This is a genomic window from Nonomuraea sp. B10E15 (assembly GCF_039871615.1).
Lineage (GTDB): Bacteria > Actinomycetota > Actinomycetes > Streptosporangiales > Streptosporangiaceae > Nonomuraea.
The window spans coordinates 652,317-670,556 of sequence record NZ_JBDPMB010000001.1 but is presented as its reverse complement, the minus strand read 5'-3'; the positions used below and the strand labels follow the sequence as shown (position 1 = coordinate 670,556).

The window sequence follows — 18,240 nt, the reverse complement described above, 5'->3', positions numbered from 1 at the left end:
GCAGCCTCAGCCGAGCAGGGATCGGGGAGACAGGCGGCGGGCGAGCCGGCCCGGCAGCCAGGGCCGCTTCCTGACCAGCCGGTCGACCTCCGCGCAGTGCCGCCAGGCCAGGTCGGCGTCGGCTTCGTCCACGGGCGCGTCACCGAACGTCGCGAGGTTCGCCAGGTCGGCGAGCGCCGTCAGCGGCTCCCGCGCCGGCTCCCCCAGCACGGACTCGGCCCGTACGGCCACCTCGCGCGCCGTCAACGCGCCGGAGCGCGGGATCCCGGCTCCGCGCAGCCGGAACACGGTTTCCCGCCACGCGCCCGTCACCCGGGCCGCGGGTGAGGAGCCGCGGCGGCGGCGCATTCGCCGCACGGGCGGCACGACGGCGACGGCCAGCAGGTACGCCAGTGCCACGCCTGCCGCCACCGCCACCCAGACGAGCGGCCCGGCCGGGGAGTCCCGTTCCGCGGGCTCCGGGGTCGGCGCCGGGGTGGGCCGTCCGGCCGCCGTCGGGGTCGGCTCGGGTTCCGAGGCGTCGCTGTTGATCGCCTGCTCGATCTCCTTGGCCTGCTTCGGCGTGCCCTCCGCCACGTCGCCGCCCCCGCCCGAGCGCGTACGCGAGGGCGTCGGGTAGAACGGCACCCATCCGATCCCCTCGAACCCGACCTCGGCCCAGGCGAGCACGTCCCCGCCGCGCACCTGCCGCACGCCGCCCCCGGCGGCCCTGCCGGGGCGGAAGCCGACGACGATCCTGCTGGGCAGGCCGATCGAGCGGGCCAGCAGCGCGAACGACGCGGCGAACTGCTCGGTCGTCCCCCTGCGCGACTCGGTCAGGAAGAACTCGATGGCCCGGTAACCGTGCCCGGGCGGCGCGGTGACGTCGTTCTCGGCGTGCTCGCGCAGGTAGGTCGCCAGCCGCGCGGCCTGCTGGGCCGGGCCGCGCGCCCCGGCCGTGGCGCGGCGGGCGATCTCGGCGAACCGTGCGCGCTGCGGCGGCGTGCTTCCGCCGGGGCCGTCCGGCAGGCTGACCAGGGCGGGGTCAGCGAGCGGGGTCACGTTCCGCAGCTCGCCGGAGACGTAGCGGCGGACCCCCGACGTCACCTCGTACGTCATGCCCTCCCCCGCCTGCGCGCTGGCCAGCATGCCGGTGGCCGGGTCGACCACGATGCCGGCCCCCTTGGCCAGCAGGGGACGGTCGGCCGCGGGCAACCACGGGCCGGGGAGCCGCTGCAGGGTGAGCCGCTGGCGTACGGTGTCGCGGGCGCCGTCCTGGCCGGGCACGCGCCCGCCCGTGGGGACGAACCCGGCGTTCGACGCCCAGGTGACGCCGTCGAACGTGTCGAGGACGGCCAGCCGCAGGTTGGCGTCGGAGTCGGTGCTGACGGTGAACAGCTCGCGCTGGGGGTGCTGCAGCCACGCCGACACCTGGTCGAGGGCGCTCACGCCGGAGATCGGGCGCGGCGGGGGCTGTTCGACGAGCCGGCGCACGTCGAACGGGCGATCCGCCATGGGCAGGACGGGCGCCGTCACGACGGCGGCCGGCACCAGGCAGGCCACCAGCAGCACGCCCACCGCGCAGGTCCACGCCGGCCGGCCCGCCCTGACCAGCGCGAGCAGCAGCGCGACCCCGGCGAACACGGCCGCGTACGGCACCACGGAGCCGGTCCCCGCGACGCCGAGCACGACGGCGGCGGCGAGCACGGGCAGCCCGGCCACGGCGGGCAGCAGGACGGCCCCGGACCGCAGCGCGAGCTCGCACCCGGCCGTCGTGCCCGCCCACACCAGGAAGCTGACCAGCACGATCGCCGGGCTGTCCGGGGCGGCGGGAAGGATGGTGGTCAGCAGCCAGCCGGTCGCGTCGCGCACGCCGAGCAGCGCGGCCCGCGCACCGGCCGGGCTGGGCACGACCCCGAGCCACGCCTCCGCCCGGTAGAGCGTCGCCGACACGGCCACCAGCCAGGCCAGCACGTTCACCGGGATCGTGCCCCACAGCGGCAACCGCCCGGACAGCAGCAGCGACAGCATGCACGGCGCCACGGCGGCCAGGGCGACGACGGGGAGCAGCGCGGCCGGCGGGAACACCCCGTCGAACGCCAGCCCGGCCGTCGCCACGAGCAGCGCCACGACGACCGCCGACCCCGCCCTGCGCGCGGGCGATCCGGCGGCCGCCGGGGCCGGTGCCGCGTCGGGGGCGGAGGACGTCCGTGGCGGGGTGGTCAGCGTGGCCATGCGGCCGCCAGCTCGTCGAGGTCGCCGGCTTCGAGGACGGTCACCCCCGCCGCGGCCGGCGGCCCGCCGTCGCGCGGATCCCCGACGCGGACGAACACCACCCGGTCGAAGCGCCGCCGCACCGCCGCCGCGTCGGCCAGCGCCGCGTACGTGCCGCTGACCAGCACCAGCGCCCCGCCGGAGCCGGCGCGGCGCAGGGCCTGCACGGGCGGCTCGGCCCGCGGCTCGCGCTCCACCAGCGCGAGCCGGTCGAGCACCTCCTCCGCCTCTCCGGGGGAGCCCTTGGCGTGCAGCAGCTCGCCCGCCCCCGTGAGCAGGCGCACGGGGAAACGGTCGCGGGTCACCGCGCACGCCACCGACGCCGCGATGTCGACGGCCAGCTCGAACTCGTCGTCCCCCTCGTACGCGGAGTGCCGGGTGTCGAGGACGGTCACGGTGCTGGGCAGGTTGACGTCGGTCAGTTCCTTGACCATGAGCACGCCGGTGCGGGCCGTGGAGCGCCAGTGCACGTGGCGCAGGTCGTCGCCGACCACGTAGTCGCGCAGCCCGTTGAAGCCGGCCGCGCCGTTCGGCGCCGACCGGGAGGCCAGGCCGTCCAGGTGGCGCCGCCGCCCCGAGGCCGGCGGCCGGAGCGGCACCGTACGCGGCCGGACGAGCAGCAGGTCGGGGCGCCCGTACGCGACGGAGCGGCGGGCCAGGCCGAACGGGTCGGTGCGGTCCAGGCGCAGGGGCCCGACGGGGGTCTCGCCGCGCCGCCGGGTGGGCAGCCGGTACGACACCGTCCGCGCCGTGTCGCGGGCCAGCGCGGGCACCTCCACGGCCACCGCCGTGCCCCGGCAGGTGTCGCGGGCCACCAGCCCCGCGTGCCGCCACCGGCCGGTGTTGCGTACGTGCAGGATCGCCACGGCCGGTTCGCCGCGCGCCACCTTCGCCGGGGTCACCTCCCGCCGCACGTCGAGGCCGGCGCCCCTGAGCGTCCACAGCGCGCCCGCGCCCACGGCGGCGATCCCGGCCACCGCCAGGACCGCCGCCTGGGCGTACCCGAACGGCGCCCCCACGGCGTAGACCAGCGCCGAGGCGGCGGCCAGGCCCCAGCCCGCCCTCGTGATCACTCGCACTCCCAGAGCGGGGCGGCGGGGAAGCCCCCCTTCGGCGTGTCCATCAGCACGTCGTTCAGCCAGCCGCTGCCCCTGCTGGACTCGACCTTGTTCCAGACGTTGCTGCTCATGCCGGTGTCGGTGTCGGTGTAGGAGGCGCCTCTCTGCTGGCAGACGACGGTCATGGTGATGTACTCGCCCTTGGGGATGCGCCCCGCCTCGCCGCCCGGGCCCGGTCCCGGCCGGATGAGCGTGTTCCTGTGGTCGTTGTTGGCGTTGCGGAACTGGGCGGGCGGCGGCCGCAGGTCGGCGGTCGCCTCCGCGCGTTCCTGGCTCTCGCCCGCTTCGTTCCTCGCCCGCAGCGTCCACGTGTAGGACTGGCCGTTCTTGAGCCCGGTGACCTCGGCGCCGGTGCCGCCGGGCTCGGCCGGATGGTCGCCGGGGCCTTCCAGCGTGTACGTGACGCCGCCGTCCCTGGCGTTCTCCGGAGCCGACCAGGTCAGGTCGGCGCCGTGGTTCTTGCCCTTGGCGGTGAAGCCGGCCGGCCTGCCGGGCGCGACGCAGGGACGTACGGGGATCGACGGCTCGGACACCGCCTCGCCGCCGTCGTACTCGGCGGCGACCCTGAACGTGTACTCCTGGTCGCACCGGCCGCCGGTGATGCGGAACTGGAAGGGACCGTCCGGCCCGGCCTCGGCCGGGGTGACGTCCGCCCCGGGAGGCGCCCCCTTCAGCGAGTAGCCGGTGACCTCGCCCTGGCCGGGGGGCGTGAAGACGACCTCCATCCAGCCGGGCCCCGAGTCGGCCGTGACCGACCTCGGAGGGTCGGGGGTGCGCGTCGGGGTCGGCGTGGGCGTCGGGGTCGGGGTCGGCGTCGCGGTGGTCTCGGTGGGGGTCGGCCTGGAGGTCGGGGTCGACGTCGGGGTGGCGGTGACGGTCACGGTCGCCTGCGCCGTCCCCGACCTGGTCGGAACCGACGTCGGCGTGCCCGTGGGCTGCTCGGCCGACCGGGTCGGCTGCGCCGCCGTGGGCGTGTAGGTGGGGATCGGCAGGGGCGTGGGCGTGTCCTTCTGACCGAGCGCCTCGTCGTACTTGCCGACCCGGCGGCCGCTGCCGTCCTTCTCGATGACCAGGGCGGTCTCGCTGAACTGGTCGTTCACCCAGAGCAGCCCGTCCTTGACGAACACCTCCAGCGGCCCCGCCTTGCCCGTGACGACCTTCTCCGGCTCGAACTTCTTGGCCACGGTGTCGTACACGATGAGCCGGCCCGTGCTCTCGTTCGGGATGTAGATCCGCCGGCCGAGCGCCTGCGGCGGGCCGAGCTTGCCGCCCTTCACCGCGACGGTCGTGAGGGCGCCGCTGGAGGTGTTCACCAGGACGAGCGCGCCCTGCGCGGGCGCGAGGACGGGCACGATGTCGCTCTCGGCGACGGCGGGCACCAGCAGGCCGGCGGTGCCCGCGTCGGCGACGGTGCTGGGCAGGCTGACCTGGAGCCGGGTGCCGGTGGAGCCGATCACCATGGCGGAGGCGGCGGCGGAGTTGGTGACCAGCGGCACGCCGTTCGCGATCGTCAGCGTGAGCGGGTCGCCGGGCTCGCCGACCTTCACGGCCTTGCCCTTCTGGGCGCCGTTGACCTGGACGAGCGTGCCCTCCTCGGGGACGGGCACCCAGAGTGTGCCGTTCCTGTCGATGCCCGCCTGCCCGAGCGGCGGCTCGAGGCTGATCGGCGTGCCGATCGTGGCCACGGTGAGCGGGTCGAGCTGCTGGACGGTGCCGCCGCGCGGGTCGACGGCGTACGCCTTGCCGGCCGCCATCACGACCTCCGTCCCGGCGGCGCTCAGCTTGCCGGTCTGGGCGACCTCCAGCTGGGTGGAGTCGACGCGGCTGACCTTGCCCGTGGTCTCGTCGACGACGAGCACGTTGTCGCCGTCCTGCACCACCTTGAGCGCGTCGCCCTCGGCGGAGGCGAGGTCGACCCGGCCGTCCACCTGCCCGGACAGGCCGTTGGCGTGCACGACCTCGCCGTTGAGCGCGCTGGCCAGCCAGGCCCCCACGTCGGAGAGCTCCGGCCGGGCGCTCGACACGCCCGTGCCCAGGAACAGGCCGGCACCCACCAGCACGGCGACGAGCGCCGACGCGACGACTCCCGCCGCGCGCCGCCCTGCCGCGCTACGCCACCTCATGGCCACTTGTTCACATCCCGCGAGATTCCGCACATACGTGTCCGCGGACACACTAGGGGCGGGCTCGTACCGTGTTCCGTCCCTTCAAACAACCTGGAAATGTCGCTCAGCGCGCGTCGCGCTGCCGGTCCTCCAGCGCGCGGAGCTGCTCCTCCATCGACGCCTCGTACGACTCCAGCAGATCGTTGAAATGCTCGTCGGGGAGGTCGGAGCCGAGCGTGCCCGCCATGACCGCCTCCACCTTCCGCGCCACGTCGTCCTGGGCCTCCTGCGCGGCCCGCAACATCGCCTCGGCCAGCCGCCGGCTGTCCATGCGCATGGCGCGCGGCGCCAGCTCGACCTCCGTCAGGCGGCCCGAGGCGCCGACCGTCACGCGCACCTGGCCGTCCGCCGCCGCGCCGTGGCCGACCGCCACGTCGATCTCGCTCCTCAGCTCCTCGACGCGGGCCAGCATCTCCTCCGCCCGCGCGGTGATGCGTTCCAGGTCCTCGGGGTCGAAGTCGTTCACCGTACCTCCCGGCTCTCTGCGGGGAGAGTACGGCGGGCGGACTCCACTTCGGAAAAAGTTGAAGAGTGCAAGAAGTCGTTGCATTTATATCCACATCAATGGAACATTTCCCCGGAGTGGCCGGCAGGGAAAACGCCTCACCGAGCGGCGTGCGCGCACCTGCTCCAGGCGTCGGAGAGGTGTTCGTGTGAGTCAAGGGTTCGTGTCCGTCGGCCCCGGCGGTCTCGACGAGCTCGGCAAGGCGGGAAAGGCGTGCGCCGACACGGCCGCCGCGCTGTCCGGGATTCTCCGCGGCTTCCAGGCCGGCGCCGCCCCTGACGTGGACACGTACGACCTCATCGAGGAAGGCGCCGCCGAGTTCGCGAAGGGCTACGAGGCGTTCCTCAACGGCCTGTCGTCAGCCCTGTGGCAGCGCGAGACGATCATGCGGCAGCTCGGGGAGGGGCTGCGGGCGGGCGCCGTCTCCTACGACGCGGCCGACAGCGGCCAGGCTGGGGCGCCGCCGGTGGTCCAGGCCGTCGAGCCGCCGTCGCCCGGCACGGTGTCGATCATCTGGAACGCCACCCTGGACATGCTCGGGATGGGCGGCGCGTACGAGGAGCGGCTCGCCCAGATGCGCGAGAGCTGCCTGGCCACCGCAGAAAGCCTCAGGAGCATCCACGACACGCACGTCTCCGCGATCGAGGCGCACGTGCAACGGGCGGACTGGCGCGGCGACGCCGCCGACGCCTTCCGCGAGACCTGGCGCACCCGCGTGAACCCGCCCGAGGGGAACGCGGAGACGCCTAGCCTCGCGGCCCTGGCCGCGCGCGGCGACGAGGCGGCCGCGATCGTCGACAACGCGATCAAGGCCACCCAGGAGACCAAGAAGTACGTCACCCTGCTCATGGCCAGTCTCGGCGTGGCCGTCGGGGCCGGCGCGGCGCTGAGCCTGGGCGCGAGGGCCATCAACAGGCTGGCGGCGCGGCAGGCCCTCGGCAGGGTGGCGCTCCTGCTGTCCGGCCGCCACGCCAAGCTCGGCGCCATGCTCGTCCGCGTCGCCGAGAAACTGGCCTTCCGCTCGGGCACGAGGCTCCTGGGCGCCAAGGAGGCGGGGCGCGCGGCGCTGTCGGCGTACGCGAAGAACTCGGCGCTCGTGGCGGGCACCAACTACGTCAACTCCAGCCTGGCGAACACCCTCAGAGGGAAAGAGGACCCGTGGGGGGTGAACGTCAAGATGGCCGGCACCCTGGCGGGCCTGTCGGTCCTCGGCGGAGGGGTCGGCTTCGTGAAGGGCCTGGCCCCCGTGGCGCGGCTGGCGCAGAACCACCCGATGGCGTTCGCCGTCGGGCTCGAAGGGGCGCTCAACGCGGGCGCCAGCACCGGCCTCAGCCTGCTGTACGACGGCAAGCCGCTGGGGGCGGCGCTGAAGGACGGCCTGACCGTCGGCGCCGTGAGTGCGATCTTCGGCGGCGGCTACGCGCGTCTGCTGCGCGACAGGACCGGCCTGCGGCACCACGCCTTCCACAAGGCGGACAAGTGGGATCTCAAGCTGTCGGCGGCGGACCCGTCGAAGCCGCTGACGCCGATGAACGCGCGCTTCACCCCGCGCCACCTCTTCTCCTGGATGGACCCCGCCAAGCACGGGTACGTGCCGGTCGTGGGGAGAGGCGCGGGCGACCCCGCGACCGTCTGGGCGCCGAAGAACAGCGTGTCGGCCAGGGCGCGGGAGTTCCAGCTGTGGAATCCCCAGCCGGCGCTGAACAAGATCAGCACCTGGCCCAGGGCCGTGCAGGCGCCCGCGCAGGGGCTGCTGAACTTCAGCTCCAAGCCGGTCAGCGCCTTCCTCGACGGCTCGCCGTTCGTGAAGGGCCGCCTGCTGGGCCTCCTGCCCGGAACGATCTCCTACAGCCTGGTGCCGCGCGGCCAGGTCGACACGCCGGCACTGTCCGTCCCCGAGCACGACGACTGGACGTCCGGTGCTCCCGCCCCGCAGCCGGAGCAGGCCGTCCCCGAGACGCCGCCCACGCTGGGCGGCGGGGAGCGCGTCGTGGCGCCCGGCGACACGCTGGGACACATCGCCGTGGACGAGTACGGCGACCCCCGGCACGCGCGGACCGTCTACGAGGCCAACGACGACATCGACGGCATCACCCCTGATCACATCGAACCCGGATGGCGGCTGGACATCCCCGAGATCCCCACCGGCGAGAGGCCTTCCGGACCGTAGGAGCACGCTGATCCGGATCGAGCCGCAAACGCTGCTGACCGCCGGCGCGCTCTGCCACGAGGCCGTGCCCCGTAGGCGCCACCACCCCGCTTTGACAATTAGCCGTTTCTTGAAGTGATACCTCCCGTCAGGGATGGCCGCTAGCCTCGGCCGAATGTTCTCCGCTATCAGGAAGTCCGCGATGGCCGTGGTGGCGCTGGCCATGGTGTTCGTCGCCGGCGCCGCACCCGCGAACGCCGCCGGTCTGGGCACGTACGGCGATTTCTCCCGCATGTTCGACAAGAGCGCCGGCCAGTTCTGGTCGGGCTCGTGGCGCAACCAGTGGGCATGGGAGCCGAAGGGCGGCAACGTCTCGCACATCAGGTGGGGCGACCCGGCCAAGTGGCCGCCGGCCAACTACGAGAAGTTCGAGCGCGTCGGCGACTGGGTGAAGCTCGACGGCTACGGCAACAACGAAGGCATGCTCAAGCAGCGCGTCACCAGGGAGCAGATCGGCGACGTCAACTGCAAGAACATGAAGCCGCTGCTGTCGCTCGACGGCAAGCAGCACTATGTGAAGTGGACCATCCAGCCGGAGGCGTACTGCCTCGAGGCCTGGGGGAAGATCCTCATCCCCGGCGGCACCGACGTGGACTTCTACCACAAGCAGGTGTGGTTCCCGCCGTCCGGCCCCACCTGCGCCAACAAGTACTTCGCGGGCCGGACCTGCATCAAGCAGTTCGAGATCTGGAAGGACAACAACCGGGGCAACGGCGACGTCGGCGGGCCCCTGGAACTGCGCCACCAGCGGGACAACATCTTCGCCAAGGGCATGGGGCCGGCGTTCATCATCCACAACTACTTCCCGAACAACGGCTGGCAGGCCGAGCTGCGCCAGGCCTGGACCTACTGACCCCACCGACCCCCGCGATCCGGCGCTCAGCCCGTGCGGCGGGCGACCAGCGCGAACCGGCGCGCGGTCGCCCGTAGCGGGCGGCCGCGCGCCATGTCGTCGTGCAGGGCGCGCAGCCGGCCGCCGCGTCCAGGTTCCAGTGCGCGTCCTCGTGCGGGGGCCCGCCCAGCGCCGCGTTGAGCTCCTCCAGGTCGCGGCCCTCAACCTGCTGGGTGACGAACGTGCCTCCGGGTGCCAGGAGGCGGCGGACCTCGTGCGGGTCGTACGCCTCGTGCCGGTTGACGATCAGGTCGAACGCCCCGGTGGGCAGCGGCAGCGCCCCCTCCCCGCCGGCCGCCACCACCTCGACGCCCAGCGCTTCGAGGCGGCGGCGGGCGACCGGCACGTTCGGCGGGTGCCCTTCGGTGGCCACCGTGCGCGGCGACAGCGGGGCCAGCGAGTCGCCCGCCGTCGTCATGCGGCCGTCGAACACGGCGAAGTCCCAGCCCTCGAACGGCGTGGCCAGCGCATCCTGGATCAGCTCGTCGTACCCCATGCCGCGATCATGCCCGCTCTTCCGTCTCGCCCCGGGTCAGGGCCGATGTCATGACGCCGGGATGACGCGTGTCATATCGAGGCGGTGACTCCCCTGACTGCCGGCCACCTGCCCGGATCCACCAAGATATTGCTCATGATCTCCCCTCGAATGCGACACACCAGGCGGCTGGCCGCCGCAGCCGCGCTGCTCACCACGGCGACCCTGATGGCCCCGGGCACGGCCGCGGCCGCTCAGGATCCCGCGCTCGACCGGCAGGCGCTGCAGCAGTCGCTGGACGCCGCACACAAGGCGGGGATGTACGGCATGCTCTCGACGGTCCGCGACGGGAACCGTACGTGGCAGGGCGCCACCGGCGTCGCCGACGTGACCACCAAGCGGCCGATGAACCCGAGGATGACGCACCGGGTCGGCAGCATCTCCAAGACCTTCGCCTCCGTGGCCGTGCTGCGGCAGGTGGAGCGCGGCACCATCGAGCTGGACGCCGCCATCGGCCGCTACCTGCCCGGCCTCGTCCCCGGCGAGCGCGGCGAGCAGATCACCGTGCGGATGTTGCTCAACCACACCAGCCACATCGCCGACTACTTCGCCCCGGCGTTCCCGTCGCTGCTGGAGGGCAGGACCGACAGCCTGGACGAGCACCGTTTCCGCTCGATCAAGCCGGCGGAGCTGGTGCGGATGGGCCTGGAGGGCACACCGACGGGTGAGCCCGGCGCGACGCCGGGCTCCTACTCCAACACCAACTACGTGCTCATCGGGCTGCTGCTGGAGAAGGTGACCGGCGAGAGCGCCGAGCGCCACATCACGCGCAACGTGATCCGCAAGGCGGGCCTGCGGCACACGTCCTACCCGCGCACGCCGCGCATCCCCGGGGCTCACTCGAAGGCGTACGAGTCGTGGTACGGGCTGATCGACCCGCCGCGCGACTACAGCGTCTACGACATGTCCTATGTGCGCACCGCCGGTGACGTGGTGTCCACGATGGACGACCTCAACCGGTTCTACCGGGAGCTGCTGCGCGGGCGGCTGATCGGCGCGGAGCAACTGGCCGAGATGCAGAAGACGGTGCCCGTGAGCGTGGGCGGCGGATACCTGATCTACGGCCTCGGCCTCTACGCCGCCGACCTGCCGTGCGGCCGGTTCTGGGGGCACGACGGAGCCGTCTTCGGCATGGGCGCCCAGTCGCTGTCCAGCCCGGACGGCAACCGCCAGATCTCGTTCGGCATGAACCTCATGAAGTACCAGAAGATCGGCGATGACGGCCAGCTGGAGCCCAGTGAGATCGACACCGCGATGGCGAACCACCTGCTCTTCGCGCTGTGCGGGAAGGGCGGCGCGACCGCGAAGTCGGAGAAGAAGCCGTTCGTGCCGCTTCCCACGAGCCGGATGGCCGTCAAGCGCTGACCGCCCGCTTGGGCACGGCCAGGCCCACGCAAGGTGCTTCATTTGTGGATTTGTCCACACACGCTTCATGTGTGGATTTGTCCACAGATGATCGCGGCGAGTCTCCGTAATGTCCCTGGTGCCGGGAACGACCGGCACACGACACGGGGAGGAACCCAATGCGTAAGACCCTTGCGATCGCGACCCTGGCCGGCTCGATGGCCGTCACCGGCATCGCTCTCACGCCCGCCGCCCAGGCGGCCACGCAGTCCACCTCGTCGACCACGGTGTCGACCACGGTGCCGACCACTGGCGCCTCCTACGGCGGCAGCTGGGGCAAATTCTTCTCCAGCGACCACAAGGCGTACACCTTCGGGAAGACCTGGAAGCGGCACGGCAAGGTCCACACGAAGTGGTACGGCGTCGACAAGCGCGGCGGCAAGAAGGCCTGGGTCTGGTTCGAGGTCTACCAGAACGGCCACTGGAAGAAGTTCAACAGAGCCTGGGACGGCAAGGTCGCCGGCAGCTGGAGCGGGCGGGGCATCACGAGGGCCTACACGTTCACCTGCTGGGCGGGCAAGTTCGACAACTGCGGCCGCAAGTACCGCATCTACTAGACACTGCCACAGCGCGATCATCGAGGCCCGGCGGCCACCCGCCGGGCCTCGACCATGTCAGGAGAGGAAGGACCGGAGGTGCGGGGCCAGCACCTCCCACGAGACGTTGTGGTCCTGACCCTGCAGCACCGTGTGCCGGGGGGACGGCAGGAGGTCCACCAGCGCCTCGGCCGCGGCCAGGCTCCACGCGCCGGTCCCGGAACCGGTCAGGATCAGGGCAGGCGCCTTGACATCGGCCAGCTCGGCCGGCGGGCGGCCGTCACCCATGATCGCGGCGTCGTAGGCGAGGGTCGGGGCGATCGCCTCCATCGACGCCCACATGGGCGCCTGCCGCATCTGGCCGATCATGCCCGGCGGCATGCCCACGGAGCTCAGGAAGAGCGCCATGGCGTCCCCGCGACGGCCGTCGGCCAGGCAGGCGGCCAGCTCGGCGGCGTACGCGCGGGCCCGCTCGGGGGCACCGGCGTCGAGCTGGAACGGCGGCTCCCACAACGCGAGCCGGGTGATCGGCACCCCCTCGGCCGCCGCGCGCAGCGCCAGCACCGCGCCGGAGGAGTTGCCGAACACGGCCGCGGAGCCGCCCGTCGCGGCTATCACCGCGGCGAGGTCCTCGATCTCGCGCCGCACGTCGTACGGCGGGGTGTCGCCGCTGTCGCCCCGCCCACGCCGGTCGTAACTGATCACCGTGTGCCCGTCCGCCAGCAGCTCGGCCAGCGGCGCGTGGACGCCCCTGGCGCAGGAGGCGCCGCTCACCAGGACGACCGGGCTGCCCGAGCCCAGCAGGTCGAAAACGATCTCGGTTCCGTCGGCGGAACGTGTGGAGGTCATGGTCACTACCCCTTCCGGTGGTCCGTTTCGCCCTCCCCACGAACGGCGGGCGCCCCGGCGGACACCTCGCCGCAAGAAATCCCGGCGAGACGCCGGGCGAGGTAGCGGCGTTCCGGCTCGGTCGGGGCCAGCGGCAGGGCCTCGCGGTAGGCGGCGGCCGCCTCGGCACGGCGGCCCTGGCGGCGCAGGAGGTCGGCGCGGGCGGCGGGCAGCAGGTGGTAGCCGCCCAGCTCGGGCGCGAGCGCCTCGACGAGGGCCAGCCCGCGCGCCGGATCGGCCATCCCCACGGCGACCGCCCGGTTCAGCCGGACGGCAGGGGACGGCACGAGCGCCTCCAGCCGCTCGTAGAGCGCCGCGATCTCGGCCCACGGAGTGCGTTCGAAGGAGTCGGCGCTCGCGTGGCAGGCGGCGATCGCGGCCTGGATCTGGTACGGCCCCGCCCGGCCCTGGCGCAGCACGCGCTCCAGCATGGTGACCGCCTCGCCGATGCGCTCGTGTTGCCACAGGGAGCGGTCCTGCTCTTCGAGCGGCACCAGTTCGCCCGCGTCGAGCCGGGCCGGGCGCCGGGCGTCGTGCAGCTCCATCAGGGCCAGCAGGCCGGCCGCCTCCGGCTCGCCGGGCAGCAGCGAGACGAGCATCCGCCCCAGCCTGATCGCCTCGTCGGACAGGCTCCGCCGGATCAGGTCGTCACCGGCGCTGGCCGCGTACCCCTCGTTGAACAGCAGGTAGAGCACGCCCAGCACCGTGGTGAGCCGGCCGGGCAGCTCCGCCGCGTCCGGGACCCGGAAGGGGATGCCCGAGTCGCGGATCCTGGCCTTGGCCCGGGTGAGCCGCTTGGACATCGTGGCCTCGGGGACCAGGAAGGCGCGGGCGATCTCGGCCGTGGTCAGCCCGGCCAGGGTGCGCAGCGTCAGCGCCACCCGCGACTCGAACGGCAGGGCGGGGTGGCAGCTGGTGAACATGAGCCGCAGCCGGTCGTCGCCGTACGCCTCCTCGCCGTCCCCCGGCCGCGCGGGCCCGGTCACGGCCAGCTCGCGCAGCTTGGCCGCGCCCACGGCGGCCCTGCGGAGACGGTCGATCGCCCGGTTGCGGGCGGTGGTGGTGAGCCAGGCGCCGGGCGCGGCCGGCACACCGTCGGCCGGCCACCGCTGGAGCGCCTGGGTGAAGGCGTCCTGAGCGCACTCTTCCGCCAGGTCCCAGTCGCCGGTCATCCGGATGAGCGTCGCGATGATCTGCCCCGACTCCTCCCGGAACAGCGCGTCGGCCGTCTCCCGGACGTTCACGGCAGCAGCGCCCGCACCTCAATCGTGCCGTGCCGCGCGACGGGATGGGCCATGGCCGCTTCGAGCGCCTGCTCCCGGGTGGTGCACTCGATCAGGCTGAACCCGGCCACGACCTCCCTGGCCTCGACGAACGGGCCGTCGGTGAGCAGGACCTCGCCGTCACGCGCCCGGACCGTGGTGGCCCCGGCCGGCGCCTCCAGACCGCCGGTCTGCACCAACCGGTCCCCCTGGGCCTCGGCCCACGCCTTGCAGTCGGGCAGGAAGCCGGGATCGGCCAGCATCGCCTCGTGGGCCTGCTGATCTCCGCAGATGAGCAACAGGAACTTCATGCTCAGAGCCTAGGCCCCCGGTCGCGGCGGCCGTTGACGATCATGCACGGGATGGGATGTGCCGGATCGAACACCCCGCGATGGTGGGCGTGCACCATGTCGTCGCGTTCACCCGCCGGGACGTGGTCGCGGAAGGCCGCCCATTCCTCGGGGAACAGCCGCGCCGCCCCCCGATAGTGTGCGCAGCATGGCCCCGGTTTCATGAACCGCCAAGCCGCTACCGCGGCGGAGAGGCCATGCGAGAAGTCTACGATCACGGCACCGGGCGCTACCCAGATCGACGAGCTGACGGCTATACGTACCCGGTTACGTGAGACGGCATGGAGCTTAACCCAGATGGGCTCGAACTCACCGGCTGCTGTAGACGGATCTTCGAGAAAAAGAGGGATCGGAAGGACCACCAAGCGATTCAGATAATTGGCAAGGCGGCCAGCAATGGAGCGGGCCGCCTTGCCAATTATCGCTCACTCGCATGAATGGCTAAGGACGCGCAGCGAGACTTCGAGCTGGGCCTGAGTGGGTAGGCTTTGTCAACACCCGCCGATGTCCTTCGCACCGCGTATGTCGCCGATGCCTGTCCCACTTTGACCCAGAAGGGTTACCGACTTAGGCGGAGTGCACCTCGTGCTGTCGTCCATCCAGACAACATCCACGCTGATTTTTATCTTGTAGATTGTACAGTTCCGCCAATAGGCGTACGGCCCTCCCGGGCTGTATTCGGTGAAATATCCGCATCCGCTGGGCGGAGTATCGGCACTCGCGGTACCTGTAGCGGTTACACCAGCGCCGATCACCAGCGCCGAAAGCATAACAGCCTTTGGAATGAGCGTTGTTAAGCGCGCCTTCATTTCTTCTCCATCCCCTTTCTTGGCTTGACCCTGTGAATGAATCTCGGATGATGTCAGCCCAATCGATGCCTCGGGCTTCTGTGCTCGCGCATAGATGCCGCGCCTCGCTGGCCATGAGTAATCATCCACGATTACTGTCATAAGTTCGTCATAACCGTGACACGACGAGAGGGGATGGGATGAATATGAGTTCAGAACCTTTCGCCCGCGGCCAGCCGTTGGGAGGTGATCTACGTGCCAGAGCAGCGCCCTCGTCGACGCCCGGCACGGTGGCCAGAACCCGCGTGTAACCCCTCACAACCCAGTCCCTCTTGAGGCGAAAGGCGCTGATCACTAAACCCTACGGTAGAGACATCGGGGTAGTGGACGCGCTACGTCGAGCGTCCCCGTCTCGTAGGGCTCCACCGGTGGATAGAACGTCCTTTGACCCATGGGCTCCCAGACATACCACCCGGCCCTGGGGCCGCGTATGGCGTACGCCGTGGTACCGGACCCCGGCGCACGCCGGCCGCCCCGGTCGGAGACGGGGCGGCCGGACGCTCAGGGGTGGGCGGCGAAGCGGCCGACATCCTTGCGCACGGACTTGAGGGCCCCGGCGACCTGGGGCGCGACCCGGTCCGCCCAGGGCGCCAGCACCTCGCCCAGAGCCGGGATCTGCGATTCGAGCACCGCCAGCCCCGGGCTGGGCACGGCGGCGCCCAGCTCCACGAGCAGCGGCCGCAGGTGCACCTCGACCGCCAGCGCGTGCCGGGGGTCGCCCATGACGAGCAGCGGCAGCGCCACCGTGCCCGCCAGCGCGTCCGGCGGCAGGCGGTCGAGGAAGGACTTCAGCAGCCCGGTGTACGTGCCCTTGTAGGTGGGGCTGGCCACCACCAGCACCTCCGCCTCGGTCACCAGCTCCCGCGCCACCTCCACCCCGGCGTGCGAGCCGGGCGCGAGCAGGTGGGGCCCGAGCGCGGACAGGTCGACCACCTCGTGACGCCCCTCGCCGCCGAGCCCGCGGGAGATCGTCCCCGCGGCCTCGGTGGCCACGGCGAGGGTCCTGGAACCCGCCCGGGGGTTGCCCACCAGCGCGACGACGCTCATGGGGCCACCGCCGCCGCGCGCCGCGCGTGCGGGGACGGGGGTCTGGCCAGGCCGTAGTTCTCGCGTAGCGTGCGGCCTTCGTACTCGTGCCGGAACAGGCCCCTGACCCGCAGTTCCGGCACGACGTGGTCGACGAAGTCGGACAGGCCGCCGGGCAGGATCGGCGGCATGATGTTGAACCCGTCGGCCGCGCCGGCGAAGAACCATTCCTGCAGCTCGTCGGCGATCTGCTCCGGCGTGCCCGCCACGACGCGGTGGCCGCGCCCGCCGGCCAGGCGGCCGATCAGCTGCCTGACCGTGAGGCGGTCGCGCCTGGCCAGGTCGACGACGAGCCGGCGGCGGCTCTGCGCCCCCTCGTTCTCCGCCGGCACGTCGGGCAGCGGCCCGTCCAGCGTCTCCTCGGTGAGGTCGAGCCCGGTCATCCGGGACAGCTGCCGCAGCCCGTACGCCGGGATGATCAGATCTTCCAGCTCCTTCTCCAGCCGCAGCGCCTCGCGCTCGGTGGAGCCGATGATCGGCGAGATCCCGGGCAGGACGAGCAGGTCCTCGTGCCGCCTGCCGTGGGCGGCCAGGCGCCGTTTGAGGCCGGTGTAGAAGTCCTGGGCCTCCCTGAGCGTCTGCTGCGCGGTGAAGACGGCCTCGGCGTGGCGGGCGGCGAACTCCGTGCCGTCCTCCGACGACCCGGCCTGGACCAGGAGCGGATGGCCCTGCGGGGGGCGCGAGGTGTTGAGCGGGCCGTTGACCGCGAAGTGCTCGCCCACGTGCTCGATCGGGTGGATCTTGCGGGTGTCGGCGTAGTGGCCGCCCGTGCGGTCGCGCAGGACGGCGTCGTCCTCCCAGCTGTCCCACAACTTCCTGGCGACCTGCAGGAACTCGTCGGCCCTGGCGTAGCGGTCGGCGTGGGAGGGGCGCTCGACACCGAAGTTGCGGGCCTCCGGCTCGCCGGCGGAGGTGACGATGTTCCAGCCGGCCCGGCCGCCGCTGATGTGGTCGAGCGAGGCGAACTTGCGGGCCACGTGGAAGGGCTCGTTGTACGTCGTCGACACGGTGGCGATGAGACCGATGTGGGAGGTGACGGAGGCCAGGGCCGACAGCAGCGTGAGAGGTTCGAGCCGGTCGAGCGCGTTGTGCCGGATGTTGCCCAGGGCCAGGCCGTCGGCGAGGAAGAGGGAGTCGAGCGTGCCGCGCTCGGCGATCGTGGCGAGCTCCTGGTAGTGGCGGACGTCGGTGAGTCTGGCCGGCTCGGTGCGCGGGTGCCGCCAGGCGGCCTCGTGGTGGCCGACGCCCATGAGGAAGGCGTTGAGGTGCAGCTTGCGGGTCACGTGGTCCTCCGCCCGTCCTGCTCGTCGGGCTCCGCGGGCTCCGCGAGCTCGGCGAGCTCGGCGAGGTCCACGACGGCGGCGAGCTCGGCCTCGTCGTCGGGCAGGTCGTACCAGTGCACGTCGCCGGGAAGCCGGAGGGTGTCCTCGGTCTGGTGGGCCATGGGTGCTCGCGCCTTTCGTTGCTGTGGCCGCGTCGCGCGGCGGGTGCCGGCGTCCGGCGGGCACCCCTGGGCGGTTCTGCGAGTGATCACGATGGTTCCTCTGGAGAGAAGAGAGGTGGGGCGGTGGTACGTGATCAGCGACACTGCGCGCTGGCGACGTGGCAGAAGTCCACGTGCGGGCGGCGGGTCAGATGAAGGCCCTGGCTCATGCCACGAAGGTACGAGCCCGCACCCCTGAAGTCAATATTCCCTACTTGATATAACGGAAATATTGGGGCCGATAGGCTCGGCCCGTGGCGCCGCCGACCGTTGGAGCAGTCAAATGATCTTCATCACCGCCAAGTTCCGCGTCCTGCCCGAACACGCCGACCGCTGGCCGGAGATCACCGCGGAGTTCACCGAGGCGACCCGCGCCGAGCCCGGCTGCCTGTGGTTCGACTGGTCACGCAGCCTCGACGACCCCACCGAATACGTCCTGGTCGAGGCCTTCCGCGACGACCAGGCCGGCGCGGACCACGTGGGCTCGGCCCACTTCCGGCAGGCCCGGCAGACACTGCCGCCCCACCTCGCCGAGACCCCGCGCATCGTCAACACCACCGTCTCGCAGGACGACTGGTCGGAGCTGGGCGAGATGGCCGTGCCCTCCCGCGACTGAGCCGGGCGCGCAGCCCCGGCATGCGGGCGCGCGTCCGGCCTCCTGATTCCCGCCGCGGATCCGCACCGGGCACGAACGTACGCCGCGCGG

General features: G+C 72.3%; 17 protein-coding genes. 5 read left to right on the top strand and 12 right to left on the bottom strand.

Annotated elements, in window-relative coordinates:
- Positions 1-6: 6 nt before the first annotated feature.
- From ABGB14_RS03130 to ABGB14_RS03115, 4 genes are all read right to left on the bottom strand, one after another.
- Positions 7-2,214: a DUF3488 and transglutaminase-like domain-containing protein gene (locus tag ABGB14_RS03130; RefSeq protein WP_347641972.1), complete on the bottom strand. Its 2,208-nt coding sequence runs from the start codon at positions 2,212-2,214 to the stop codon at positions 7-9.
- The gene (locus tag ABGB14_RS03125) at positions 2,202-3,326 is read right to left on the bottom strand and encodes a DUF58 domain-containing protein (RefSeq protein WP_347641971.1); all 1,125 of its coding nucleotides are present in this window, start codon (positions 3,324-3,326) and stop codon (positions 2,202-2,204) included. The genes ABGB14_RS03130 and ABGB14_RS03125 overlap by 13 nt, the downstream gene beginning before the upstream one ends.
- Positions 3,323-5,494: a hypothetical protein gene (locus tag ABGB14_RS03120; protein ID WP_347641970.1), complete on the bottom strand. Its 2,172-nt coding sequence runs from the start codon at positions 5,492-5,494 to the stop codon at positions 3,323-3,325. The genes ABGB14_RS03125 and ABGB14_RS03120 overlap by 4 nt, the downstream gene beginning before the upstream one ends.
- Positions 5,495-5,600: 106 nt before the next feature.
- Entirely contained in the window at positions 5,601-6,002 is a 402-nt protein-coding gene (locus ABGB14_RS03115; RefSeq protein ID WP_347641969.1) for a YbaB/EbfC family nucleoid-associated protein, read from the bottom strand.
- A 187-nt stretch (positions 6,003-6,189) separates the two neighbouring features.
- On the opposite strand from ABGB14_RS03115, the gene ABGB14_RS03110 reads away from it, so the two are divergent.
- Both ABGB14_RS03110 and ABGB14_RS03105 read left to right on the top strand, forming a co-directional pair.
- Positions 6,190-8,211, top strand: a complete 2,022-nt coding sequence (locus ABGB14_RS03110) for a hypothetical protein (protein WP_347641968.1) — start codon at positions 6,190-6,192, stop codon at positions 8,209-8,211.
- Between the two features lie 154 nt (positions 8,212-8,365).
- Positions 8,366-9,103: a hypothetical protein gene (locus ABGB14_RS03105; protein ID WP_347641967.1), complete on the top strand. Its 738-nt coding sequence runs from the start codon at positions 8,366-8,368 to the stop codon at positions 9,101-9,103.
- Here ABGB14_RS03105 and ABGB14_RS03100 read toward each other — a convergent pair.
- Positions 9,039-9,638 (bottom strand): hypothetical protein, encoded by a 600-nt coding sequence (locus ABGB14_RS03100; protein ID WP_347641966.1) that lies wholly within the window; start codon positions 9,636-9,638, stop codon positions 9,039-9,041. The genes ABGB14_RS03105 and ABGB14_RS03100 overlap by 65 nt on opposite strands.
- A gap of 135 nt (positions 9,639-9,773) precedes the next feature.
- On the opposite strand from ABGB14_RS03100, the gene ABGB14_RS03095 reads away from it, so the two are divergent.
- Positions 9,774-11,042, top strand: coding sequence for a serine hydrolase domain-containing protein (locus ABGB14_RS03095; protein WP_347641965.1), 1,269 nt, complete (start codon positions 9,774-9,776; stop codon positions 11,040-11,042).
- A gap of 158 nt (positions 11,043-11,200) precedes the next feature.
- A complete protein-coding gene (locus tag ABGB14_RS03090; RefSeq protein WP_347641964.1) occupies positions 11,201-11,638 on the top strand; it encodes a hypothetical protein in 438 nt (145 codons plus the stop codon).
- Positions 11,639-11,695: 57 nt separating this feature from the next.
- Here ABGB14_RS03090 and ABGB14_RS03085 read toward each other — a convergent pair whose 3' ends face one another.
- The 7 genes from ABGB14_RS03085 to ABGB14_RS03055 form a co-directional block, all read right to left on the bottom strand.
- Positions 11,696-12,466 carry an alpha/beta hydrolase gene (locus ABGB14_RS03085; RefSeq protein WP_347641963.1) on the bottom strand — a complete coding sequence of 257 codons (771 nt, stop codon included), beginning with the start codon at positions 12,464-12,466 and terminating at the stop codon, positions 11,696-11,698.
- A gap of 5 nt (positions 12,467-12,471) precedes the next feature.
- Positions 12,472-13,749, bottom strand: coding sequence for a sigma-70 family RNA polymerase sigma factor (locus tag ABGB14_RS03080; RefSeq protein WP_347641962.1), 1,278 nt, complete (start codon positions 13,747-13,749; stop codon positions 12,472-12,474).
- Positions 13,746-14,078, bottom strand: a complete 333-nt coding sequence (locus tag ABGB14_RS03075; RefSeq protein WP_347641961.1) for a YciI family protein — start codon at positions 14,076-14,078, stop codon at positions 13,746-13,748. The genes ABGB14_RS03080 and ABGB14_RS03075 overlap by 4 nt, the downstream gene beginning before the upstream one ends.
- 530 nt (positions 14,079-14,608) lie before the next feature.
- Positions 14,609-15,055 (bottom strand): DUF6355 family natural product biosynthesis protein, encoded by a 447-nt coding sequence (locus ABGB14_RS03070; RefSeq protein ID WP_347641960.1) that lies wholly within the window; start codon positions 15,053-15,055, stop codon positions 14,609-14,611.
- 411 nt (positions 15,056-15,466) lie between these two features.
- A complete protein-coding gene (locus ABGB14_RS03065) occupies positions 15,467-16,012 on the bottom strand; it encodes an NAD(P)H-dependent oxidoreductase (RefSeq protein WP_347641959.1) in 546 nt (181 codons plus the stop codon).
- Complete coding sequence (locus ABGB14_RS03060; RefSeq protein ID WP_347641958.1) at positions 16,009-17,334, bottom strand: LLM class flavin-dependent oxidoreductase; 1,326 nt, start codon at positions 17,332-17,334, stop codon at positions 16,009-16,011. The genes ABGB14_RS03065 and ABGB14_RS03060 overlap by 4 nt, the downstream gene beginning before the upstream one ends.
- Positions 17,331-17,495: a hypothetical protein gene (locus ABGB14_RS03055; RefSeq protein ID WP_347641957.1), complete on the bottom strand. Its 165-nt coding sequence runs from the start codon at positions 17,493-17,495 to the stop codon at positions 17,331-17,333. The genes ABGB14_RS03060 and ABGB14_RS03055 overlap by 4 nt, the downstream gene beginning before the upstream one ends.
- A 322-nt stretch (positions 17,496-17,817) precedes the next feature.
- On the opposite strand from ABGB14_RS03055, the gene ABGB14_RS03050 reads away from it, so the two are divergent.
- The gene (locus ABGB14_RS03050) at positions 17,818-18,150 is read left to right on the top strand and encodes a putative quinol monooxygenase (protein ID WP_347641956.1); all 333 of its coding nucleotides are present in this window, start codon (positions 17,818-17,820) and stop codon (positions 18,148-18,150) included.
- The last annotated feature ends 90 nt before the right edge of the window (positions 18,151-18,240 follow it).